Consider the following 22,682-nt stretch of genomic DNA (forward strand, 5'->3'; position numbering starts at 1 on the left):
CGCCTCGGCTGGCTCGCGGCCGGCGGCGCGTTCGACGAGGTGCTGACGAAGGCGCCCGTCGCCGCCGAATACACGCCCGATGCCGCGCGCCACGCCGCGCTGCGCGAGCGGCTCGAAGCCTATCGCTCGCTCTACCGGCACGTGCGGCCGCTGTTCGATCCCGCGCGCGAGAGGCTCGCCTGAGCACGGCACCAGGTTTCCAGTACACTCGCTCGAACAAGGCAAACGTAAGCTCCCAGGCCTTCCCGCTCACGCAGACGCACCGCAGCCCGCCCCGACGAACACCGTGCCCAAGTCCACCGAAAAACTCGATCTCGCCACCCGCGCCGCCTGGCTCTACTACGTGGCCGGCAACACCCAGAACGAGATCGCCGAAAAGCTCCAGGTGTCGCGCCCGGTCGCGCAGCGCCTCGTCGCGTTCGCCGTCGAGAAGAACCTGATTCGCGTGCGCGTCGATCATCGACTGGCCGACTGCCTCGCCCTCGCGGACCGGCTCTCGAAACGCTACGGCTTGTCGGTGTGCGAAGTGGTCCCCGTGGACGGCGATACGCAGGAGGCGATCGACCGCAAGCTCGCGGTGGCCGGCGCGCAGGTGATGGAGCGCTATCTGAGCGAAGAGCGGCCGATGGTCGTGGCGGTGAGCAGCGGACGCACCTTGAAGGCCGCCGTCGATCAGATCGCGCAGCTCGAGCGGCCGCAGCACCGCCTCGTTTCGATGGTGGGTGCGATCGCGCAGGACGGCTCGTCGAACCGCTACGACGTGGCTCTGCACATCTCCGAGAAAACCGGCGGCAAGCACTTCCTGCTGCCCGCGCCGCTGATCGCCGACACCGAGGCCGAGCGCGCGCAATGGTGCAATCACCGGCTTTATCGCATCGTCGAATCGCTCTCGGGTGAAGCGGATGTGGCCTTCGTCGGCATCGGCAATATCGGCGAGCATTGTCCGCTGCATGAGGACGGCTTCCTTACCACGGACGAGGTGCACGAGTTGATGGGCCTGGGCGCGATTGCGGAAATGCTCGGCCTGCCGATCGATGCGAGCGGCAAGCGCGTGGACTCGCCCACGGGGCGGCGCGTGACGAGCCTTTATCTGGATTCGCCGCCCAAGCGTCCCACGATCGGCTTCGCCGGCGGTGCGCGCAAGCGCGAGGCGGTGATCGCGGCGCTCAAGGGCGGCTGGCTTTCGGGGCTCGTGACCGATGAGGAGTGCGCTCGGGCGGCGTTGGGGGATGAGGGCTGAGGGGGCTGCAGAGTGGCGCCATCACTGAACGTAAAAGCCGGATGCAAAAAAGCCCGCTCGAAAGCGGGCATATAAGGCCTCGTCGAGGAGGCCCCCTCTGCGACAACCGTTGCTGCGCCACCTCGCCCTGCGAGGCGGCGCCTGTGTCTCAAGCCGCCATTTGCTGCGCGAACCGGCGCTCGAACGCGAGTCCCTCGGCATCGAACAGATGGCAATGATCGGGCGTTGCGCCGAGCTTCATCGTTGCGCCGCGTTCGTGCCGTTCCAGCGGCGGAATGCGCGCAATCAGGCCATCGGGCGCCACGGGCGACTCCGCGTATAGATAGGCCGCATCGCCGAGCGACTCAACCGTGTTGGCCTTCACGCTCACGCCATACTCCCCCGAGTCCACGTGCATATGCTCGGGACGAATACCCACCGTGACCTTGTCGCCTTCGCGCGCCCCACGCGGCTCTACCGCCACCTTCTGCGTCTCGCCCGTCTCATAGCGCACGACGATGCCGTCGCTGGCGACCTGCTGCACGACGCCGTCGAGGAAGTTCATCTTCGGCGAGCCGATGAAGCCGGCCACGAACCGGTTCGCAGGCGCATGATAAAGACGGTTCGGACTCCCGACCTGCTCCACGTTGCCCGCCGAAAGCACGACGATCTTGTCGGCGAGCGTCATGGCCTCGACCTGGTCGTGCGTCACGTAGATCATCGTCGTCTTCAGTTCGTCGTGCAGGCGCGCGAACTCGAGGCGCATCTTCACACGCAGCGCCGCGTCGAGGTTCGAGAGCGGCTCGTCGAACAGGAAAACCTTCGGCTTGCGCGTGATCGCGCGCCCGATCGCCACGCGCTGGCGCTGGCCGCCGGAAAGCTGCTTCGGCTTGCGGTCCAGCAGATGGTCGATGTGCAGGATCTTCGCGGCATTCTTCACCGCCGCGTCGATCTCGTCTTTCTTCGAGCCCGCGAGCTTCAGGCCAAACGCCATGTTGTCGTAGAGCGTCATGTGCGGATAAAGCGCGTACGACTGGAACACCATCGCAATGCCGCGCTTGGCCGGGGGCACGTCGTTCATGCGCGCGCCGTCGATCATCAGGTCGCCGCCGCTGATGTCTTCGAGTCCCGCGATCATGCGCATGAGCGTGGTCTTGCCGCAGCCGCTCGGCCCCACGAACACGACGAACTCGCCGTCTGCAATATCGAGGTTCACGTCGCGCAGCACTTCGGTTTCGTCGTAGCGCTTGAGTACGTCTCTCAGGATCACGCTTGCCATGATGTGTGTCTCCATTCGTTGCGGTGTCCCAGGGCTCACGCCCTGCCACCGCGACTCGATCAAAATACGATCACAATTCGATCACGATTCGGTTTACCGCGAAGCCGCGCTCAATGTGCGCGCGCCTCCGCCTTCTGCATCCAGTGCGCCGCGAGCGCGGGCAGCATGCGCATGTCGTCGAAAATCTCCTGCGCGCCCACGTCGCGCAATTCGAGCGCATGCGCCTCGCCACCCACGTGCGCGCCGCCCACGAAGCCCAGCACCGTCATGCCCGCCGCGCGCGCCGCGCTCACGCCCGCCACGCTGTCTTCCACCACGAGGCACGCTTCGGGCGTCACGCCCAGCCCCTGCGCCGCCGCGAGATAGACGTCCGGCGCGGGCTTCGGCTTTGCCACCATGTCGGCGCAATAGATGCGCTCGCCAAAGAAGCGCGTGAGGTCATTGCGCTCCAGCACGCGGCGCACCACCGCCGCATAGCTGTTGCTCGCGCAGGCCCTGGTGAGCGCGACGGCCTCCAGGGCCGCGCTCACGCCGGGAAAGAGCGGCGCTTGCGCCGCCTCCGTTTCGGCCACGGCGCGGATCGCATCGACGTCCGCGGGCGTCAGCCGCCGGCCGAGCGCCTCGCTCGCGCCGCCGAGCACGCGCTCGATGCGCTGCCCGAGCAGCGGCATCAGCACCGGCGCGACGGCAGCGCCTGGCCAGCGCGCTTCGAGCTCGCGCACCAGCACGCGCGCGGCCACGGCCTCGCTGTCGATCAGCACGCCGTCGCAGTCGCAAATCAGGACCTGAATGGTCATGGGCTTCGTCCTTGTGTTTCTTGTTGGTAGCCGCTTTATTTGACCGCGCCGAACGTGAGGCCGCGCACGAGCTGCTTCTGCGAGAGCCAGCCGACGATCAGCACCGGCGCCACCGCCAGCAGCGAAGCCGCCGAGAGCTTGGCCCAGAACAGCCCCTCGGGACTCGAGTACGAGGCAATGAACACGGTCAGCGGCGCGGCATTCGAGCTCGACAGATTGATGCTCCAGAATGCTTCGTTCCACGAAAGGATGATCAGCAGGAGCGCGGTGGACGCGAGCCCCGGCACCGACATCGGCATGAGCAGATAGACGATCTCCTGCCATGTGGCCGCGCCGTCCATGCGCCCGGCTTCCAGAATGTCCTTGGGGATCTCGTTGAAGTACGTGTAGGCCATCCACACCGCAATCGGCAAATTGATGAGCGTGTAGACGATCACGAGCCCGCTCACGGTGTCGAGCAGCCCGGAGTTCTTCCACAGCAGGTAGATCGGTACGAGCACGCCCACCGAAGGCATCATCTTGGTGGACAGCATCCACAGCAGAATCCCCTGCGTGCGCCGGTTCGGGAAGAACGCCATTGCATAGGCGGCGGGCACGGCCAGGATCAGGCAGACGATCGTCACGCCCGCCGAGATCAGCACCGAGTTCCATGCGAACGCGAAGTAGTTGCTGCGCGCGAAGACCTCACGGAAGCTGTCGAGCGTCGGGATGAAGAACAGCGACGGGATATACGCCTGCTGCTCGGTCTTGAACGCCGTGATCGTCATCCAGAAGATCGGGAAGAACAGCGCGAGCGCGATGACCCATGCAAGCAGCCCCGGCACCACCCGCCCGATGAACTGGAGCGGTGAAGAACGGTTGACGGCATGCGGCGACTCGGGTGCGCGTACGGGCGAAGCGGTGACTTGGCTCATTTTTCGTACTCCCCTTTGAGGTTGCGTGCGAGCATGCGCACGAGGAAGAACGACACGATGTTCGCGAGCACGACGGCGAGAATGCCGCCCGCGGACGCGATGCCCACGTCGAACTGCTGCAGGCCCATCGAGTAGATCAGGTAAGTGAGGTTGGTGGTTGCGTTGCCGGGACCGCCGCTCGTGGTCGTATAGATCTCCGCGAAGATCGAGAGCAGGAAGATGCTCTCCATCATCACCACCACCGCGATCGCGCGGCGCAGGTGCGGCAGCGTGATGTAGAAGAACATGGCGATCGCACCCGCGCCGTCGATCTTCGCCGCCTCCTTCTGCTCCTGGTCGAGCGACTGGATCGCCGTGAACAGAATGAGGAACGCGAACGGCAGCCACTGCCACGCCACGATCATGATGACCGCGGTGAGCGGGTAGACGGCGAACCAGTCGATGGGAGTCATGCCCATCGCGCGCATCGCGATGGCCACGAGCCCGTACACCGGATGCAGGATCATGTTCTTCCAGATCAGCGCGGAAACCGTGGGCATCACGAAGAACGGCGCGATGGCAAAGAGGCGCGCGATGCCCTGCCCGACGAACTTGCGGTCGAACAGCACCGCCATCAGCACGCCGCCGACCACGGTGATCACGAGCACCGCCACGATCAGCTCGACCGTGTGGAAGATCGACGGCCAGAACGACGGGTCGGTGACGAGGAACTTGTAGTTGTCGAGGCCGGCGAAACCCTTGAGATCGGGGTTGAGCAGGTTATAGCGCGTGAACGAATACCAGATCGTCATCGCGAGTGGAATGGTCATCCACAACAACAAGACCGCGACGGACGGCGAGACCAGCCAGCGCGACGCCGAACGGCGTGTCTCCACGTGCTGCGGCTGGGGCGCTCGCGCTCGATTGAATATAGGCATGGGAAGATGGAGATGACGCATGAGGACCACCCTTCTCTGTTACGCGGCGGCTCGGGGCGCGGCGCCGCATCTCTTTCGCGAGAGCTGCGCCGTGCCTTGCGGCCCGGCGCGCTCCGCGTTCCTGCTGTACTGCCACTGCAATGGCGCTGCAATGCGGCGCCTGACTACGCTCACTTCTGGTAACCGGCCTGCTTCACGGCGCGGTCGGCGGCGGCATTGCCGGCCGCGAGCGCCTGATCGACGCTCATCTGGCCCGCCACAGCGCCGGCGATACTCTGGCCGACCACGGTGCCGAACGACTGGAACTCAGGAATCCCGACGAACTGCACACCCGTGTACGGCACCGGCTTCAAGGTCGGGTGAGTCGGATCGGCGGTCTGGATCGCCTTCAGCACGAAGTCCGAGAACGGCGCGGCCTGCTTGTACTCGGGACGCTGGTAGGTCGAAACGCGCGTGCCCGACGGCACCGACGCCCAGCCCTCGTCCTTCGCGACCATCTCGACGTATTGCTTCGACGTAGCCCATTCGATGAACTTCTTCGCGGCATCCTGCGACTTCGACGACTTCGGAATCGCGAGTGCCCACGACCACAGCCAGTGCGCGCCGTTCGGCGTGACTTCCGTCGGCGCCGCCGCGAAGCCGATCTTGTCGGCCACCTGCGACTGCTGCTTGTTATAGAGGATGCCCGCCGCGACCGTCGCGTCGATCCACATCGCGCACTTGCCCGAGGACATCAGCGTGAGGTTCTCGTTGAAGCCGTTCGAGCTCGCGCCCGGAGGGCCGTCCTTCTTCAGCAGATCGACATAGAAGTTGACGGCCTTCTTCCACTCGGGCGTGGTGAGCTGCGCCTGCCACTTCTCGTCGAACCAGCGGCCGCCAAAGGTGTTCACGACGGTCGTCACATACGCCATGTTCTCGCCCCAGCCAGCCTTGCCGCGCAGGCAGATGCCGTAGGTGCCCTTGGACGGGTCGTTGAGCTTGTCGGCGAACTGCTTGATCTGGTCGTAGGTCGGCTGCGCGGGCATCGTCAGGCCCTTCGCCGCGAACAGGTCCTTGCGGTAGTACGTCATCGAGCTTTCGACGTAGAACGGCAGCGCGTAAAGCGTGCCGTTGTACGAGAGACCGTCGCGCGCCGTCTTCACGACGTCGTCGAGGTCATACTCGGCCGGCAGGTTCGTCATGGGGACGATCCAGCCGCGCTTGCCCCACTGCGGCGCCTCGTAGGTGCCGATCATCATCACGTCGAACTGGCCGCTATTGGTCGTGATGTCGGTCGTGGCGCGCTGGCGCAGCACATTCTCTTCGAGGATCACCCAGTTCAGCTTGATGCCCGGATTGGCCTTCTCGAAAGCCGGCGAGAGCTTCTTCAGCTCGAGCATGTCCGGGTTGTTCAACATCGCGATCGTGACGTTCTGCGCATGTGCCGCGCCCGCCGCGGCAACGAGGGCGAGCGCGCCTGTCGCGCGACCTATGCGCCAGGCGGCGCTCCGAATGGATGGTTTCATGGCGTTGTCTCCTTTCGTTGTTTGCTGCGTTATGTCGTGCTGCATGGGTTGAAGTCGCCGGACAAGCTCCGGAGGGCGTTCAGCTCATCCAGTTTCCGCCGTCGACGTTGAGCGTCTGCGCGGTGATGTAGTCAGCGTCGGCCGACGCGAGAAAAAGCGCCGCGCCGGTGAGATCCTCGGGCAAGCCCATGCGGCCGAGCGGCACTTCCTCGCCCACGAGCCGTTTCTTTTCGCCCAGCGGCCGGTGCTCGTAGCGCGCGAACAGCGCGTCCACCTGATCCCACATCGGCGTGTCGACCACACCCGGCGCAATGCCGTTCACGTTGATCTTGTGCCGCGCGAGCGCGAGCGCCGCCGACTGCGTGTAGCTCAGCACCGCGGCCTTGGTTGCACAGTAGTGCGAAACGAGTGCCTCGCCGCGCCGGCCCGCTTGCGACGACATGTTGATGATCTTGCCGCCCTGCCCCTGCTCGACCATGTGGCGCGCGACTGCCTGCATCAGGAAGAACATGCCCTTCACGTTCACGGCGAAGAGACGGTCGTAGATGTCCCAGGATTCGTCGAGCAACGGGCGCATGTCGAAGAGCGCCGCATTGTTGAAGAGGATGTCGATACGGCCGAAGCGCTCGAGCGTGCCAGACACGATGCGCTCGATGTCCTCGCGGCGCGTGACGTCCGCGCTGAGGGGGAGCACGCGATCAGGAAATGCGGCCGTTAGCGCTGGGGCGATCGAGTCGGCGGGCTTCACGTCGACCAGCACGCAGCGCGCGCCTTCGTCCAGATAGCGCCGCGCGACCGCCTCGCCGATGCCGCTCGCCGCGCCAGTGAGCACGGCCACCTTGTCCTGCAAACGTCCTGCCGCCGGGTTCGCGGAATGTGCCACAGGGGTTGTCTCCATTTGCGTTCGTCGAGCCGCCGATGCGCTGCCGCGGGCAATCGCGTGAACTATCGCTCGATGTGTGAACATTTGCTCTGTTGGTGATCGAATGATCGGACACGGGCGCACACATGTCAAGGCGGACATACGCGATCGCATCAGATTTCGATGGTGCGACGCGCAAGGGGCCGCTCGACGGCGCAGGAGCATTTGGCGCGCCCGCTTTGCGAGCTGGGGCGGATCGGAGGGGCGTTCGGGCCGGCGCTGCGTATGGAGGGGCTGCCCGGCTGTTTGCCGGGGAGACTGACTCGCCAACTGATGTGATACGTTATATCATCTCGCTTCCGTGTCGCTCAGCCCGTTCCGGACGGCGCGGCGTCGCGTCCGGATGCCATCCAAGCCACGTTCTCACCGCTCATTCAAGGATAGAACCATGCCCTCTATCACCCGTGCAGTCCGCCTGACTCCGCGCCTGCCCGGCCGGCTCTCCCACGCCGCCACCGCGCTCAAGCGCGCCGCCACGCCCTTCGTGGCGGCATGCCTTGCGCTCGGCGCGCTGCTCGGCCCGTGCTCAGCCGCCCACGCGGCAGATGCGCCGGGCGCCGCCCTCACCGTGGTGGCGGCGGAGAACTTCTACGGCGACGTCGTCAAGCAAATCGGCGGCACGTACGTGAACGTGACGAGCATCATGAGCAACCCCGACCAGGACCCGCATCTGTTCGAGGCGAGCCCGAAGACCGCGCGCGCGCTGCAGCACGCGCGCGTCGTGGTCTACAACGGCGCCGATTACGACCCGTGGATGACCAAGCTGCTCGGCGCCACCGGCGGCGGCCAGCGCACCGTCATCGTCGCGGCGGATCTCGTCGGCAAGAAGGCCGGCGACAATCCGCACCTCTGGTACGACCCGCAAACGATGCCCGCGGTCGCGCGCGCCGTGAGCGCCGCGCTCGGTGCGGCAGACCCGGCGCACAAGAGCGTGTACGATGCCAACCTTGCGACGTTTATCGGCTCGCTCAAGCCGCTCGACGACAAGGTCGCGGCCCTGCGCGCGCAGTACAAGGGTCTGCCCGTGACGGCGACCGAGCCGGTGTTCGGCTACATGTCGGACGCGATCGGCCTCGAGATGCGCAATATGCCGTTCCAGATGGCGACGATGAACGACACCGAGGCCAGCGCGTCGGACATCGCGGCCTTCGAGCGCGACCTGCGCGAGCGCCGCGTGCGTGTGCTGATCTACAACAGCCAGGCAACGGAAGCGATGACGCGACGCATGCTCGGCATCGCGAAGCAGTCGAAGGTGCCGACCGTGAGCGTGACCGAGACGCAGCCCGCCGGCATGAACTTCCAGCACTGGATGCTCGCGCAGCTCGACGCGCTGCAAACGGCGCTGGCACAGAAGTAATGACCTAACCATGTCCGTACAGGGAACCCAGGCAATGACCGAGGCCTCGCCCGCTCACCGCGCAACCGAAGTGCGCACGGCTGCGGCACACGACACGCACCGCGCGCCGCAGCCGGTGCTCACGCTCGCGGGCGTGACGCTCACGCTCGGCGATCGCACGATCCTGCGCGACGCGAACTTCGCGGTGAACCAGGGCGAGTTCATCGGCGTGCTGGGCCCGAACGGCGCGGGCAAGACCACGCTGATGCGGGCGATTCTCGGCCTCGTGCCCGCTGCGCACGGCGCGATTCGCGTGCTCGGCGAACCCGTGGCGCGCGGCAACGCGAAGATCGGCTACATGCCGCAGACACGCACCGCGCTCGCGAGCCGCCGCGTGCGCGGACGCGATTTCGTGGCGATGGCCGCCGACGGCCATCGCTGGGGCCTGCCGCGCGCCGACGCCGCCACGCGCGCCGACGTCGCGCGCGTGCTCGATCTCGTGGGCGCCTCGAAGCTCGCCGACCGCCCGCTCTCCGAGCTTTCCGGCGGCGAGCGCCAGCGCCTGCTGCTCGCGCAATGCCTGCTCGGCGACCCGAAGCTGCTGCTGCTCGACGAGCCGCTCATCAGCCTCGACCCGCATCACCAGCGCGGCGTGGTCGAACTCGTGCGCCGCGTGCAGCGCGAGCTTGGCATCGCCGTGCTGTTCTCGGCCCACGAGCTCAATCCGCTCCTGAACTCGCTCGACCGCGTGCTCTATCTCGGCAACGGCGTGGCAGCGCTCGGCAGCGTGGATGAAGTGATCACGGCGCCGGTGCTCTCGCGGCTCTATGGCTCGCCTATCGAGGTGATGCGCATGAAGGGCCGCATCTTCGTGATGTCGGGCGACGTCGAGGTCGAGAAGCACGACCACGAGCATGAGCACGACCACGCACACGAGCATGGCCACGCGCACGGCCACAGTCACGATCACGGCAGCAACGACAACAACAACGCCCACGGCCACACGCACGATGCTTGAATACGATTTCATGGTGAACGCCTTCGCGGCGTCGGGCATCGTCGCGGTGCTCGCGGGCATCGTCGGCTACTTTCTGGTGATGCGCGGACAGACCTTCGCGGGCCATGCGCTCTCGCACGTCGGCTTCACGGGCGCCACGGGCGCCGTGCTGCTCGGCGTCTCGCCGATGTGGGGCATGGTGGGCTTTACGCTCGTCGCAGGCGTGTCGATGGGCGCGCTCGGCGAAAAGCTCGCGGGCCGCGACGTGGCCATCGGCGTGATCCTCTCGCTCGCGCTCGGCTTCGGCCTGCTGTTCCTGCACTTCTTCACGGCGTACGCCACCCAGGTCACGGCGCTGTTGTTCGGCAACGTGCTCGGCGTGAACCGCGACACGCTCGGCATCCTCGCGGCGCTGGCCGTGGCGAGCCTCGCCGCGCTCGCGGCCATCATGCGGCCGCTGCTGTTCGCCTCATTGCAGCCGGAGCTGGCCGAGGCCAAAGGCGTCTCGCTGCGCCTCGTCTCGGTGCTGTTTCTCGCCATCACCGCGCTTGCCGTGGCCGCGTGCACACAGATCGTCGGCGTGCTGCTCGTCTTCACGCTGATGGTGGGCCCCGCCGCCGCCGCGCAGAATCTCACCACGCGCCTGTCAACCGGCGTCGTGCTCGCCGCACTGCTCGCACTCGCGCAGGCGTGGATCGGCGTCACGCTCGCCTACTACACCGACTGGCCGACGAGCTTCTGGATCACGGCGCTCGCGGCACTGGTCTACGGCGCGAGCCTGATCGGGCGGCGTTGAGCGCTTTCGGCGCGCGCATACCCATACGACGACGCGAAAGCGACGATACGAAAACGGCGTTGCTCCTCACGGAGCAACGCCGTTTCGCTTTCCGGCTTGCCGACGGTGCGGGCTCAGGTCTCGCCGTCGCCCATGATGAAGCGCAGACGGCGCGACTCGTCGGCCCGCGCGCAGAGCGCCTCGAAGCGCTGATCGGCGAGCCGCGTGAGCGCCACCGTGGCGTCGGACGTCGCCATGTCGAGATCGCGCAGGATCTGCTGGTCGCCGCCCACCTCGCTGTTCAGATGCAGATAGCTTGCCTTGAGCTCGCGCATGCAGGTGGCCTGCGCCATCCGCTCCTGCGCCTGCATGCTCAGATCGAGCGCGGGCTGCGCCCAGTAGAGGCCGCGCAGCGGCAGGCGGCTCGGCACGCTCTTGTGATGCACGCCCGTGGTGCCCACGCCGAGCATGCGCACCGGCACGCCGCGCCGCTGCGCTTCGCCGAGCGCGTGCGCGTCGGGGCAGTTCGCGGCGAGCCCGCCGTCCACGTGCCAGTCGTCGTCGAGCATCAGCGCCGGGAAATGCGCTGGGGCCGCCGAGGTCGCGCGCGCCGCGTCGAGCAAGGTGCAGGTGTCCGCCGCGTCGCCTGCGAGACCTCGGCTCCTCAAGAGGCGCAACTCGCCCAGCGACCAGCTCACGGTCGTAAGCATGAGCGGCTTGTCGATCTCGGCAAGCGTCTTGCCGGCCCAGCCGTCGAGACAGGCGACGATGGCCGCCTCGAGCGGCTCGGCCGCGTAGACCTTCTTGCTCAAGAGCTTCTGCAACTTGCGCAGCGAGAGCTTCGGAAAGATCGACGGCCCCCACTGCGCGAGCATCGCGTATAGCTCGCCTGCGGCCACGCCGGCCGCGAGCCCCGCCGCGAGAATGCCGCCCACCGAGGTCCCGGCGATCATGTCGAAGCGCGCGCCGATCGGCCCCGCTCCGAACTTCTCGCTGGCCTCGATACGGGCGAGCAGGCGCGCCGTGTAGAGCCCGCGATAGCCGCCGCCCGAGAGGCTCAGCACGCGCAGACAGTCGGGGGCCGGCGTGAGCCGGCCCTCGGGCACGCGGAACGGATCGTCCAGCGCGGGGTTCGACGGGGTATTCGAGGGACGACTCGAGGGACTATTCGATGGGCTGCTCAATGGCCTATTCCTCGAGCAGGGAGACGACGCCCACCTGGAGCTTGCGCAGCTCCCGGTGGTACACCTCTTCGGGCTCGACGAGCGTGCAGCCGTTGGCCACCGCGGTGGCGATCACCATGCGCGTGTCCTGGCCGACCGGATGTCGCGTACCGGCCTTGTCGATTTCGAGCGGATGATGACCGCGCCACTGCTCCCATTGCGCGGCCTCGCTTTCGCCGAACGGCAGCATGACGGAGCCGTCGTCGACGAGCGCAGCGACGCGCGCATCGAGCGCCTTCCTGAACGCCGCGCGACGCGGTTCGCTCATCTTGTGCCGGGCGATCACCTGGCGCGCGGCCGCGACGCTGACGACGCTCAAGTTGATGTCGCGCGCCTTCACCCCGCCCTCGATCCATTTGCGCGAGGCGGTGTCTTCAACGCACATGTCGATGAGCGTATTCGTGCCCAACAAAAATCTCGGCATGGACGGCCTTTATTGGTTTTTTGCGTGGCGTGCCTCTGCGGCATGCCGACTGGCGTACTGATCCGATGAACTGCGCCGCCAATTTCAGCGCGGCACGCGGTAGTGATCCACGGCCTCGATGGACACGTCGCGCGGCAGCTTGCCCGAGGCCGGCACCGAAGGGAGCCCGGCGAACACCTCGGCCACGGTGCGGTCGCTGACCGTGTTGGACATCAGCGCGACGGCCTGATCGAGGCCGAGAATAATGAATGGCTCCGGGCCCTGGTTGACGATTTCGACCGAGCCCGATTTGACGCGCCTCAGGACGCTCGAATAATTCGTCTTGAATGCCGAAATGGGCGTGCCCACCGCGTTGACGTCGGTTGCGCCCACGCGCGCGGCAATCGCCTTCACGGCCGCCTGGAAATCATCCATGCGCCGCTCGGCGGATTCCTTGCTGGCTTCGGGATCGATGAGGGATGCTCGCATGACTGGATGACTCCAAAGAAGACCTACCTGACCAGATTCTAGTACCAACCTGACCAGATATCAAAGTTTCACGCGGGGTCGGATACGCGAATAAAAAAGGCCTCGACGCGCAGCGTGGAGGCCTTTTCGAACATCGTGAGCGCGTTAGCGTTACTTCAGCAGCACCCGCGCGTGATGCGCCAGATGGTCCTCGATAAAGCTCTGGATGAAGAAGTAGCCGTGATCGTAGCCCGCATGACGGCGCAGCGTGAGCGGCTGCCCCGCCGCCTTGCACGCGGCTTCGAACACGTCCGGGTTCAACTGGTTCGGCAAGAACGCGTCCGCCAGGCCCTGATCGACGAGGATGCCGGCCTCGAACTTGTGCGCGGCCTTGCCCACCAGCTCGCTCGCGTCGTACTGCTTCCAGGCCTCGCGGTCCTCGCCCAGGTAGCCGCTGAACGCCTTCTCGCCCCACGGGCAGCGCGTGGGCGCCGCGATCGGCGCGAACGCCGAGACCGAGCGGTAGATATCGGGGTTGCGCAGCGCGAGCGTCAAGGCGCCGTGCCCGCCCATCGAGTGGCCGAAGATGCCCAGCCGCGCGCCGTCCACGGGCAGGTTCGCCGTCACGGCCTCGCGCAGCTCGTCGCGCACATACGAATACATGCGCCAGTGCTTCGACCACGGCTCGCGCGTGGCATCGACGTAGAAACCCGCGCCCACGCCGAAATCCCAGGCCTCGGCTTCGCCAGGCACGTTCGCGCCGCGCGGGCTCGTGTCGGGCGCAATCAGCGCGATGCCATGCTGCGCGGCGAAGCGCTGCGCGCCCGCCTTGATCGGGAAGGTCTCCTCCGTGCAGGTCAGACCCGCCAGATAAAACAGCCCCGGCACCTTGCGCTCGCGCGCCTGCGGCGGCAGATACACCGAAAAGCGCATCGGCAGGCCGATCGTTTTCGAATCGTGTTTGTAGATGCGCTGCACGCCACCGTAACAGGCGTGCTCTTCAATCTGGTCCAGCATCTCAAGCCCTCGCTATGGGTAAAGGACAACAGAGCGAATCGACTCGCCCTGCTTCATCAGGTCGAAGCCCTCGTCGATCCGGTCGCGGCACAACGCGTGAGCGATCAGGTCGTCGATGTCGATCTTACCTTCCGTGAACCTGTCGGCGAGTTTCGGCACGTTCGTGCGCCCCTGCCCGCCGCCATCGTTCAGTTATGCGATGCAATTGCTACGACACCGGCGCGAACCACGTCCGCACACGGCCATACAGATCGATGAAGCGCGCGTAACGCTGCGCCAGCGCGGCGTCGGCGCGCGGCTCTGCCACGCGGGTTGCGGCGGGCGCGAACGCCGTGAGTTCGTCCATGCGCCAATGCCCGCAGGCGACGCCGCCCAGCATCGCCGCACCGCGCGCCGCCGCATTCGGACAGTCGATGGCGTCGAGCTGCGCGCCCAGCACGTCGGCGAGCAATTGGCGCCAGCGCGCATCGACGGAGCCCCCGCCCGCGAGCTTGAGCACGGTGATGGTGATCGGTGCATGCGGCGCGCCTCCTTCATCGATATCGCCCGCGCCGACCGCCGAGGGCACGCCGCGCAATGCGTCGAGTCCCGCGCGCAACGCGAACGCCACGCCTTCGAACGCGGCGCGCATCAACACGCCGCGCGTGTCGCCAAGGCCCGCGCCGAGCCAGCCGCCACGCGCCGCGGGGTCGAGCCACGGCGAGCGCTCGCCGCTCAGGTACGGCAGGAAAGCGAGCGTCTGCGAAGGCGGCGCGGCGAAGGCTTCTTCGTAGGCTTGCGCCCAATCGCAGGACAGCCAGCCGCGCGCCGCTTCGAGCGCGACGCCGACGTTCTGCATCGCGGCCATCGCGTACCAGCCGCCGCTCGCCGACCGGTAGCGATGCAAACCGCGCCGCGCAGGCGGCTCTTCGATCGAAGTCACGACGATCTGGCCGCCCGTGCCCGTGGTCAGCAGCGCGTCGCCGTCTTCGTGCAGGCCGCTGCCGAGTGCCGCGCACGGCGTGTCGCCGGCGCCGGTCGCGAGCACGATGCCGGCGGGCAAGCCGAGGGCGTGCGCGGCCTCCGCGCAAAGCGTGCCACTCGGCGCGGACGACGCCGCGAGCGGCGCGAACCAGCGTGCCGCGAGGCCGAGCCGCTCGATCAGCGCGACATCCCACGCGCCGTCGGGCGCGGCGAGCGCGGTCGCGCAGGCGTCGGACGGATCGGCCACGAAGGCTTCGTCGGACGCGCCAGAAAGCCGGACGCGCAGCCAGTCTTTAGGCTGCAATGCCCAACGCGCGGCCTCGGCCGTCGTGCGTTCGTGCAATGTCAGCCAATAGAGCAGCGGTCCCGCCATGCCAGGCGCCACGGGATTCGGCTGAGGATTCGCTTCGCTATCCGGCCAGGCATCGAGCAACGCGCGCGCACGCGTGTCGGGCCAGAGCATGGCGGGACGCAGCGCACGGCCCGCTGCGTCGGTCAGCACGACGCCATGCATCTGGCCGGAGAATCCAATCGCGCGCACCCACTCGCGCTCGCTCGCGGGCAAGCGCTCGCACGCGCGCACGAGCGCGTCCCACCAGCGCTCGACGTCGATCTCGGCCCAGCCCGGCTGGGGCGTCTCGAGCGTATAAGGAATGCTCGCGGCGGCACGCTCGGCGAGCGTCTCATCGACGATGGCGACTTTGAGCGAACCGGTGCCGAGATCGATACCGAGAAAGCGCGTCTGCGATCCGTTCATGCGAAGTGGCTGGCTTGGGGAAAGGGTTGAGGTTGGCGCCTGCCGCTCATCGATGCCGCTCACCGAACAGGGCGAACCGGGACAGCCGCGCAGAACGATAAAAGGGCCATGATAGCGGCCAGAAATTCATGCCGTGAGACCGTCTTATAGGCGAGGCCGGCGGGGGTGAATCGGGGTGCGCGCAGACACCTCAAAATCATGCGAAATGCATGCATTCGCGGGTTAACCCAGGGGTCTATCTCGACATGCGAAATGGCTCACATGCGGAAAGCGAAATATAGATCATAATGGGTCGGCCATATGTACGAGGGACCGACTGACGCTTGACTTCTCGCGACATTGCCCATTCATGTGAGCTGACGGCACCGCCGCTTCCACGGCACGCAAAGCGGCGCAATGCTGTCTAACGCCTGAAACCGCCTGAAAAGTGGGCTTAATGCCGCGTCCGAACGTCGCACAGGCGTTTCCACGATGCGGCGCAGCATCGCCATCCGGGCCTGCGCCGTCCTCCGAACCGTCTGATCCTACCCCGATATGACGGGCCGCGCACCCCGCGCGCATATCGCCCCCGGAAAGCACGGAATAGTCTCCAGTGGTCTTGTTGCTTCTTTTCGTCGCGAATACCTTGGAGGCCATATTCTGAAACGAAAGACGGAGAGAGACGACATGCATCCCCAGGGTATCGAAAGGGCAGCAGCCGGCCAGGCGCGCACCCAGGTTCACCCGGTAGACGAGCGCCTGCCGTTCGGCCAGCTTCTCACACTCGGCATTCAGCACGTGCTCGTGATGTACGCGGGCGCGGTCGCCGTGCCGCTCATCGTCGGCGGCGCCATTGGTCTGCCGAAAGACCAGGTCGCGTTCCTCATCAGCGCCGACTTGTTCGCCTGCGGTATCGCCACCCTGATCCAGACGCTCGGCCTGTGGATCTTCGGTATCCGTCTGCCCGTCATCATGGGCTGCACGTTCGCTTCGGTCGGCCCGATGATCGCCATCGGCACCAACCCGCAGCTCGGCATTCTCGACATCTTCGGCTCCACTATCGCCGCGGGGGCGATCGGCATCGTCATATCGCCGATGATCGGCAAGCTGCTGCGCTTCTTCCCGCCTGTCGTGGTGGGCACCGTGATCGCGGTGATCGGCCTCTCGCTCATGGAAGTGGGCATCAACTGGGCCGCCGGTGGCGTGGGCAACCCGAACTACGGCGACCCGGTCTATCTCGGTCTGTCGCTCGCCGTGCTGATGCTGATTCTCCTCATCAACAAGTTCGGCCGCGGCTTCATCTCCAATATCTCGGTGCTGCTCGGCATCGTGGCGGGCTTCGCGATCGCTTTCGCAATTGGCCGCGTGAACCTCGACGGCGTGGCACACGCACAGTGGGTGGGCTTCGTGATGCCGTTCCACTTCGGCCTGCCGAAATTCCACGTCCTGCCGATCGTGACGATGGTGATCGTGATGTTCGTGACCTTCATCGAGTCGACGGGCATGTTCCTCGCGGTGGGTGACATGGTCGATCGCCCGGTCGATCAGGCAACGCTCGTTCGCGGCCTGCGTGTCGACGGTCTGGGCACGATGATCGGCGGCATCTTCAACTCGTTCCCGCATACCTCGTTCTCGCAGAACGTCGGCCTGATCGGCGTGACGGGCGTGAAGAGCCGCTTTGTCTGCGCAACGGGTGGCGTGATTCTCGTGACGCTCGGCCTGTTCCCGAAGATGGCGCAGGTCGTCGCTTCGGTGCCCCCCTTCGTGCTGGGCGGCGCAGGCCTCGTGATGTTCGGCATGGTCGCCGCAAACGGCATCAAGGTGCTCTCGAAGGTGGACTTCGTGAAGAACCACCACAACCTGTTCATCGTGGCCGTGAGCGTGGGCTTCGGCATGGTGCCGGTTGTCTCGCCGAAGTTCTTCTCGCAGCTGCCGCCCGCACTCTCGCCGCTCCTGCATAGCGGCATCCTGCTGGCCTCGGTTTCGGCAGTGATCCTCAACCTGATTTTCAACGGCGCAAAGAGCGAGCGCGCCGCAGAACACGACATCCACCAGGTCGGTCACGACTTCGACGGCACCCAGTCGCACGAAGCCGATCAAGCACCGGAAGCGGGACAGGGCATGCCGCGCACCGCGGCACACTGAGTCGACGCGAGAGGCGCCCCGGCCGGGTGACAGACACACGTGCCGGGGCCTTTTGCTGGTTTGGCGTCACGGGAAACCGTGACGCCTTTTTTGTTTTGGGCGGGCTGCATTGCGGATGGCCATAAAAAAACGCCACGGTCTCCCGTGGCGTTTTTCGTTTCTACTCCGTCAGACACAGCCTGCGTTCACATCGCTCAACCCGCCGTTGCGGCCGGCGCCGAAGCCGCCGTCGGCGCGCTGGCCGCGCCGTAGTCGACCGGCGCATCGGCCGGGCGCGGCGCCTCGCCCGCGTGTTCGATCCAGCCACCGCCCAGCGCACGATACAGATCGACGAGGTTGGTGAGCCGCGCGAGCCGTGCCGTGACGAGCGCCTGCTGCGACGTGTACAGGCTGGTCTGCGCGGCCAGCACCGGCAGATAGCTGTCCACGCCGTTCTTGTAGCGCAGCTCCGCAAGGTCGAGCCCGCGCTGGCTCGCGAAGGTGCTGCGCTCGAGCGCCCCGATCTGCTGATCGTAGGTGCCACGCGCCGCGAGACCGTCGGCCACTTCGCGGAACGCCGACTGGATCGCCTTCTCGTAGTTGGCGATCTCGATGCGCTTTTGCACGTTCGCGAGCTGCAGGTTCGCGATGTTCGCGCCGCCTTCGAAGATCGGCATCGTGATCTGCGGCGCGAAGCTCCACGCCGCGGTGCCCGCCTTGAAGAGGCCGCCGAGCGAAAGGCTTTCGGTGCCGAACGCCGCCGTGAGCGAGACCTTCGGGAAGAACGCCGCACGCGCCGCGCCAATATTGGCATTCGCCGCGAGCAGGCTCTCCTCAGCCTCCATGATGTCCGGACGCCGCGTGAGCAGGTCGGACGGCAGGCCCGCCGGGATGTCGGTGAGCAGGTTCTGGCCATCGAGCGGCAGGCCTTGCGCCAGATCCGCCGGCAGCGGCTCGCCAATCAGCAGCACGAGCGCGTTTTCGGCCTGCGCGCGGGCGCGCATTTGCTCCTGCAGGTTGGCCTGCGCGTTCTCGACCACGGTCTGCGCCTGGCGCAGATCGAGCTCGGTACCGGTGCCGGTGTCGAACTGTGCTTTCGTGATGTTGTACGAGTCCTGCGCCGTCTTGAGGGTGTCCTGCGTGACCTTCAGCAGGTCGTCATCGGCGAGCATCGTCAGGTACTGGTCGGCGACCTGCGAGACGAGCGAGATCTCCGCCGCCTTGCGCGCCTGCGCCGTCGACAGATACTGCGCGAGCGCCTGGTCCTTCAGGCTGCGCACGCGCCCCCAGAAGTCGATTTCCCAGGACGCCTGCACGCCCACGTTATAGACGCTGTACGGATTCGCCGGCGTGGTCTGGAGCGCCCTCGGCACGCGCGTGCGCGTGTCCGTGCCCACGCCGTTGATGGCCGGGAACAGATCGGCGCGCGTGATCTGATACTGCGCGCGCGCCGCCTCGACGTTGAGCACCGAGACGCGCAGGTCGCGGTTGTTCTTCAGCGCGATCGCGACCAGCTCCTGCAGGCGCGCATCGACGAAGAAGTCGCGCCAGCCGATGTCGGTGGCCACGGCGCCGTTGGCGCTGCGGCCGGACTGGCCGTTCTCGCCGGTCGCGCCGGGCTGCGTCGCGTAGACGCCGCCCTGCGGGAAGCTCTGCGACACCGGCGCATCGGGCCGGTGATACCGCGGCTCCATCGTGCAACCCGCGAGGACGGTGGTGGCCACTGCAACGGCCACTGCAATTACCGATAGTTTATGCATCTCAATGTCCTTCCTTGCCCTGGCCATTGCCGCCGCCAGCCGGTCCACCCGAGCCGCCGCCGCTTGAGCCGTTCGAGCCGCCGGGGCCACCCGAACCACCCGTGCCGCCCGCGCCACCACTCGAGCCGGCGTTGCCGCCGTTCTCGTCGTCGTGGTCGTGTGCGTGGTGCTCTTCGTAGTGTGCAAGCGCCGTGTCGGCGTCTTCCTTCTCGCCGGCGAACTTCGCGCGGATCACGACGAAGAACATCGGGATCATGAAGATCGCGAGGAACGTGGCGGTCAGCATCCCGCCGATCACGCCCGTGCCGATCGCGTGCTGCGAAGCCGAGCCCGCGCCGTTACTGATCGCGAGCGGCAGCACACCGAGAATGAACGCCATCGACGTCATCAGAATCGGCCGCAGACGCAGTCGCGAAGCTTCGAGCGCCGCCTCGATCGGTCCCATCTTCCCGTCCGCCTGCAGGTCGCGCGCGAATTCCACGATCAGAATCGCGTTTTTCGCCGAGAGACCCACGGTGGTCAACAGACCCACCTGGAAGAACACGTCGTTCTCGAGGCCGCGCAGCGTCACCGCGAGCAGCGCGCCGAGCACGCCGAGCGGCACCACCATGATGACCGCGAACGGAATCGACCAGCTTTCATAGAGCGCCGCGAGACACAGGAACACGACGAGGATCGAGATGCCGTAGAGGATCGGCGCCTGCGAACCCGACTGGCGTTCCTGGAACGACAGACCCGTCCACTCGTAGCCGATGCCCGCCGGCAGCTTCGCCGCGATCGATTCCATGGCCGTCATGGCCTGGCCGGTCGACTTGCCCGCGCCCGCCTGCCCCTGGATTTCCACCGCCGAGATGCCGTTGTAGCGCTCGAGCTTGGGTGAACCGTAGGTCCAGTGACCGGCCGAGAACGCGCTGAACGGCACCATTCCGCCCGCGGCATTGCGCACGTACCAGGTATCGAGGTCGGTCGGCGTCATGCGGAACGGCGCATCGGACATCACGTACACCTTCTTGATACGGCCATCGGTATCGAGGAAGTTGTTCACGTACGCCGACGCCCACGCAACCGAGAAGGTCTGGTCGACCGCCGCCGCCGTGATGCCCAGCGCATTCGCCTTTTCACGGTCGATGTCGATCTTGAACTGCGGCGTGTCGTTCAGGCCGTTCGGGCGCACGAGCGCGAGCGTCGGATCCTTCGCCGCCATGCCGAGGAGCATGTTGCGCGCTTCCATCAGCTTCTCGTGGCCGAGGCCGCCGCGATCCTGCAGTTCGAAGTCGAAGCCCGACGCCGTGCCCAGTTCAGGAATCGAAGGCGGATTCACCGGAATCACCATCGCGTCCTTGTAGCCCGCGTAGCGCATGAACATGCGGCGAACCAGCGCCTGGACCTTCTGGTCCGCGTGCTGGCGCTGCTTGTAGTCCTTCATCCGCACGAACACGAGACCGGAGTTCTGGCCGCGGCCCGCGAAGCTGAAGCCGTTCACCGTGAACGCCGACTCGACGATGCTGCCTTCGTCCTTGAGCAGGTAGTTCTGGATGTTGGCGAGCGTGCGCGCCGTGGTCTCCTGCGTGGAGCCCGAGGGCGTCTGCACGATCACGAACATCGTGCCCTGGTCTTCATCGGGCAGGAACGACTTCGGCAGGCGCACGAACAGCATGCCGACCGCGACGATCACCGCGAGATAGATGATGAGCCAGCGCCCCGAGCGCTTGATCACGTGGTACACGCCGCTGTGATACTTGTCGCGGCTCTTGTCGAAGGTGCGGTTGAACCAGCCGAAGAAGCCCTTCTTCTCTTCGTGGTGGCCCTTCGGGATCGGCTTGAGGATGGTCGCGCACAGCGCCGGTGTGAGAATCAGCGCGACCATCACGGACAGCACCATCGCCGCCACGATCGTGAGCGAGAACTGCCGGTAGATGGCGCCAACGGAGCCGCCCGAGAACGCCACCGGCACGAACACGGCCGAGAGCACGAGCGCCACGCCCACCAGTGCGCCGGTGATCTGGCCCATTGCCTTGCGGGTGGCTTCCTTCGGTCCTAGCCCCTCTTCCACCATCACGCGCTCGACGTTCTCCACCACCACGATCGCGTCGTCCACCAGCAGACCGATCGCGAGCACGAGGCCGAACATCGAGAGCGTATTGATGGAGAAGCCCACCACCCCCATGACCGCGAACGTGCCGAGCAGCACCACCGGCACGGCGATCGTCGGAATCAACGTCGCGCGCAGATTCTGCAGGAACAGGTACATCACGAGGAACACCAGCACGATGCCTTCGAGCAGTGTCTTGATCACTTCCTCGATCGACAGGCGCACGAACGGCGTCGTGTCGTACGGGTACTTCACGACGAGACCGTGCGGGAAGTACTTCGAGAGGTCGTCGATCTTCTGGCGCACGAGCTTCGCGGTCTCAAGCGCGTTGGCGCCCGTCGCGAGCTGAATGCCGAGACCGGCCGTGGGCGCGCCGTTGTACTTCGTGTCGAAGTTGTAGTTCTCACCGCCCAGACCGATGCGCGCCACGTCCTTCAGGCGCACCTGCGAGCCGTCCTGGTTCACCTTCAGCAGGATGTTGCCGAACTCTTCCGGCGTCTGCAGCAGCGTGGACTCGGTAATGGTCGCCTGGAACGACTGCCCCGCGACCGACGGCGTCCCGCCGAGCTGGCCGCCCGCGATCTGCACGTTCTGCGCGGAAATCGCGGCCGTGACGTCGGATGGCGTGAGCTGGTAGTTCGTGAGCTTGTTCGGATCGAGCCAGACGCGCATGGCGTACTGCGTGCCGAACAGCGTGACCGTACCCACGCCGTCGATACGGCTGATCGGGTCCTTCACGTTCGACGCCACGTAGTTCGCGAGGTCGTACTTGGACATGCTGCCGTCTTCGGACACGAACGCCAGCACGAGCAGGAAGCTGCTGCTCGACTTCGTGACGCTGATACCGAGCTGCTGCACCACCTGCGGCAGAATCGGCGTGGCGAGCTGCAGCTTGTTCTGCACCTGCACCTGCGCGATGTCCGGGTTGGTGCCCGCGGCGAAGGTCAGCGTGATGGTGGCCGTGCCCGAGTCATCGGAAGTCGAAGAAAGGTACAGCAAGTGGTCGAGACCGCTCATTTGCTGCTCGATCACCTGGGTGACCGTATCTTCCACCGTCTTCGCCGACGCGCCCGGATAGTTGGCGCTGATCTGGATGGACGGCGGCGCGATGGTCGGATACTGCGCGACCGGCAGCGTGAACACCGACGCCACGCCCGCCAGCATCAGAATGATGGCGATCACCCATGCAAAAATCGGGCGATCGATAAAGAACTTTGCCATGAAGCAGGCTCCCT

General features: G+C 66.2%; 18 protein-coding genes and 2 pseudogenes. 6 read left to right on the forward strand and 14 right to left on the reverse strand.

What is annotated here, in order from left to right; genetic code table 11:
* Positions 1–183, forward strand: a pseudogene (locus BO1_RS60185) (xylulokinase); the annotation flags it as partial.
* A 103-nt stretch (positions 184–286) separates the two neighbouring features.
* Complete coding sequence (locus BO1_RS12185) at positions 287–1,240, forward strand: sugar-binding transcriptional regulator (RefSeq protein WP_028217796.1); 954 nt, start codon at positions 287–289, stop codon at positions 1,238–1,240.
* Positions 1,241–1,388: 148 nt separating this feature from the next.
* Here BO1_RS12185 and BO1_RS12190 read toward each other — a convergent pair whose 3' ends face one another.
* From BO1_RS12190 to BO1_RS12215, 6 genes are all read right to left on the reverse strand, one after another.
* Positions 1,389–2,498, reverse strand: a complete 1,110-nt coding sequence (locus BO1_RS12190; protein WP_028217797.1) for an ABC transporter ATP-binding protein — start codon at positions 2,496–2,498, stop codon at positions 1,389–1,391.
* Between the two features lie 110 nt (positions 2,499–2,608).
* Positions 2,609–3,295, reverse strand: coding sequence for an HAD family hydrolase (locus BO1_RS12195; RefSeq protein ID WP_028217798.1), 687 nt, complete (start codon positions 3,293–3,295; stop codon positions 2,609–2,611).
* Positions 3,296–3,330: 35 nt separating this feature from the next.
* On the reverse strand, positions 3,331–4,209 hold the full coding sequence (locus tag BO1_RS12200; protein WP_028217799.1) for a carbohydrate ABC transporter permease: 879 nt from the start codon (positions 4,207–4,209) through the stop codon (positions 3,331–3,333).
* Positions 4,206–5,126: a carbohydrate ABC transporter permease gene (locus BO1_RS12205; RefSeq protein WP_407669939.1), complete on the reverse strand. Its 921-nt coding sequence runs from the start codon at positions 5,124–5,126 to the stop codon at positions 4,206–4,208. Before BO1_RS12205 ends, BO1_RS12200 begins: the two co-directional genes overlap by 4 nt.
* 170 nt (positions 5,127–5,296) lie before the next feature.
* Complete coding sequence (locus BO1_RS12210) at positions 5,297–6,631, reverse strand: ABC transporter substrate-binding protein (RefSeq protein WP_028217801.1); 1,335 nt, start codon at positions 6,629–6,631, stop codon at positions 5,297–5,299.
* A 79-nt stretch (positions 6,632–6,710) separates the two neighbouring features.
* A complete protein-coding gene (locus BO1_RS12215; RefSeq protein ID WP_028217802.1) occupies positions 6,711–7,514 on the reverse strand; it encodes an L-iditol 2-dehydrogenase in 804 nt (267 codons plus the stop codon).
* Between the two features lie 427 nt (positions 7,515–7,941).
* On the opposite strand from BO1_RS12215, the gene BO1_RS12220 reads away from it, so the two are divergent.
* From BO1_RS12220 to BO1_RS12230, 3 genes are read left to right on the forward strand one after another with little or no spacing between them, the layout of a single operon-like run.
* The gene (locus tag BO1_RS12220) at positions 7,942–8,910 is read left to right on the forward strand and encodes a metal ABC transporter solute-binding protein (protein WP_084687905.1); all 969 of its coding nucleotides are present in this window, start codon (positions 7,942–7,944) and stop codon (positions 8,908–8,910) included.
* Positions 8,911–8,920: 10 nt separating this feature from the next.
* Entirely contained in the window at positions 8,921–9,907 is a 987-nt protein-coding gene (locus BO1_RS12225; protein ID WP_028217804.1) for an ABC transporter ATP-binding protein, read from the forward strand.
* A complete protein-coding gene (locus BO1_RS12230; protein ID WP_028217805.1) occupies positions 9,900–10,682 on the forward strand; it encodes a metal ABC transporter permease in 783 nt (260 codons plus the stop codon). Before BO1_RS12225 ends, BO1_RS12230 begins: the two co-directional genes overlap by 8 nt.
* Positions 10,683–10,795: 113 nt before the next feature.
* Here BO1_RS12230 and BO1_RS50730 read toward each other — a convergent pair whose 3' ends face one another.
* The 6 genes and pseudogenes from BO1_RS50730 to BO1_RS12260 form a co-directional block, all read right to left on the reverse strand.
* Complete coding sequence (locus tag BO1_RS50730; RefSeq protein WP_084687906.1) at positions 10,796–11,845, reverse strand: patatin-like phospholipase family protein; 1,050 nt, start codon at positions 11,843–11,845, stop codon at positions 10,796–10,798.
* A gap of 4 nt (positions 11,846–11,849) precedes the next feature.
* On the reverse strand, positions 11,850–12,293 hold the full coding sequence (locus tag BO1_RS12240) for a PIN domain-containing protein (protein WP_028217806.1): 444 nt from the start codon (positions 12,291–12,293) through the stop codon (positions 11,850–11,852).
* A gap of 99 nt (positions 12,294–12,392) precedes the next feature.
* Positions 12,393–12,776 (reverse strand): hypothetical protein, encoded by a 384-nt coding sequence (locus BO1_RS12245; protein WP_028217807.1) that lies wholly within the window; start codon positions 12,774–12,776, stop codon positions 12,393–12,395.
* A 150-nt stretch (positions 12,777–12,926) separates the two neighbouring features.
* The gene (gene fghA, locus BO1_RS12250) at positions 12,927–13,772 is read right to left on the reverse strand and encodes an S-formylglutathione hydrolase (RefSeq protein WP_028217808.1); all 846 of its coding nucleotides are present in this window, start codon (positions 13,770–13,772) and stop codon (positions 12,927–12,929) included.
* A 12-nt stretch (positions 13,773–13,784) separates the two neighbouring features.
* A pseudogene (locus tag BO1_RS59030) lies at positions 13,785–13,955 on the reverse strand (S-(hydroxymethyl)glutathione dehydrogenase); the annotation flags it as partial.
* 25 nt (positions 13,956–13,980) lie between these two features.
* On the reverse strand, positions 13,981–15,492 hold the full coding sequence (locus BO1_RS12260; protein WP_028217809.1) for a xylulokinase: 1,512 nt from the start codon (positions 15,490–15,492) through the stop codon (positions 13,981–13,983).
* A 666-nt stretch (positions 15,493–16,158) separates the two neighbouring features.
* On the opposite strand from BO1_RS12260, the gene BO1_RS50735 reads away from it, so the two are divergent.
* Complete coding sequence (locus BO1_RS50735) at positions 16,159–17,616, forward strand: nucleobase:cation symporter-2 family protein (RefSeq protein WP_043284628.1); 1,458 nt, start codon at positions 16,159–16,161, stop codon at positions 17,614–17,616.
* Between the two features lie 194 nt (positions 17,617–17,810).
* Here the strand turns inward: BO1_RS50735 and BO1_RS12270 are convergent, their stop codons facing one another.
* Together BO1_RS12270 and BO1_RS12275 are read right to left on the reverse strand one after the other, a co-directional pair.
* Positions 17,811–19,355, reverse strand: coding sequence for an efflux transporter outer membrane subunit (locus tag BO1_RS12270; protein ID WP_028217810.1), 1,545 nt, complete (start codon positions 19,353–19,355; stop codon positions 17,811–17,813).
* A gap of 1 nt (position 19,356) precedes the next feature.
* Positions 19,357–22,668 (reverse strand): efflux RND transporter permease subunit, encoded by a 3,312-nt coding sequence (locus BO1_RS12275; RefSeq protein WP_028217811.1) that lies wholly within the window; start codon positions 22,666–22,668, stop codon positions 19,357–19,359.
* Between the last annotated feature and the right edge of the window lie 14 nt (positions 22,669–22,682).

This window comes from Paraburkholderia oxyphila NBRC 105797 (assembly GCF_000685075.1).
GTDB lineage: Bacteria > Pseudomonadota > Gammaproteobacteria > Burkholderiales > Burkholderiaceae > Paraburkholderia > Paraburkholderia oxyphila.

What these genes read in the sequence shown, in the direction of transcription:
- BO1_RS12190 (WP_028217797.1), bottom strand. Translation starts at nt 2,498, where the DNA reads ATGGCAAGCGTGATCCTGAGAGACGTACTCAAGCGCTACGACGAAACC.
- BO1_RS12195 (WP_028217798.1), bottom strand. Translation starts at nt 3,295, where the DNA reads ATGACCATTCAGGTCCTGATTTGCGACTGCGACGGCGTGCTGATCGAC.
- BO1_RS12200 (WP_028217799.1), bottom strand. Translation starts at nt 4,209, where the DNA reads ATGAGCCAAGTCACCGCTTCGCCCGTACGCGCACCCGAGTCGCCGCAT.
- BO1_RS12205 (WP_407669939.1), bottom strand. Translation starts at nt 5,126, where the DNA reads ATGCCTATATTCAATCGAGCGCGAGCGCCCCAGCCGCAGCACGTGGAG.
- BO1_RS12210 (WP_028217801.1), bottom strand. Translation starts at nt 6,631, where the DNA reads ATGAAACCATCCATTCGGAGCGCCGCCTGGCGCATAGGTCGCGCGACA.
- BO1_RS12220 (WP_084687905.1), top strand. Translation starts at nt 7,942, where the DNA reads ATGCCCTCTATCACCCGTGCAGTCCGCCTGACTCCGCGCCTGCCCGGC.
- BO1_RS12225 (WP_028217804.1), top strand. Translation starts at nt 8,921, where the DNA reads ATGTCCGTACAGGGAACCCAGGCAATGACCGAGGCCTCGCCCGCTCAC.
- BO1_RS12230 (WP_028217805.1), top strand. Translation starts at nt 9,900, where the DNA reads ATGCTTGAATACGATTTCATGGTGAACGCCTTCGCGGCGTCGGGCATC.
- BO1_RS12245 (WP_028217807.1), bottom strand. Translation starts at nt 12,776, where the DNA reads ATGCGAGCATCCCTCATCGATCCCGAAGCCAGCAAGGAATCCGCCGAG.
- fghA (WP_028217808.1), bottom strand. Translation starts at nt 13,772, where the DNA reads ATGCTGGACCAGATTGAAGAGCACGCCTGTTACGGTGGCGTGCAGCGC.
- BO1_RS12260 (WP_028217809.1), bottom strand. Translation starts at nt 15,492, where the DNA reads ATGAACGGATCGCAGACGCGCTTTCTCGGTATCGATCTCGGCACCGGT.
- BO1_RS50735 (WP_043284628.1), top strand. Translation starts at nt 16,159, where the DNA reads ATGCATCCCCAGGGTATCGAAAGGGCAGCAGCCGGCCAGGCGCGCACC.
- BO1_RS12270 (WP_028217810.1), bottom strand. Translation starts at nt 19,355, where the DNA reads ATGCATAAACTATCGGTAATTGCAGTGGCCGTTGCAGTGGCCACCACC.
- BO1_RS12275 (WP_028217811.1), bottom strand. Translation starts at nt 22,668, where the DNA reads ATGGCAAAGTTCTTTATCGATCGCCCGATTTTTGCATGGGTGATCGCC.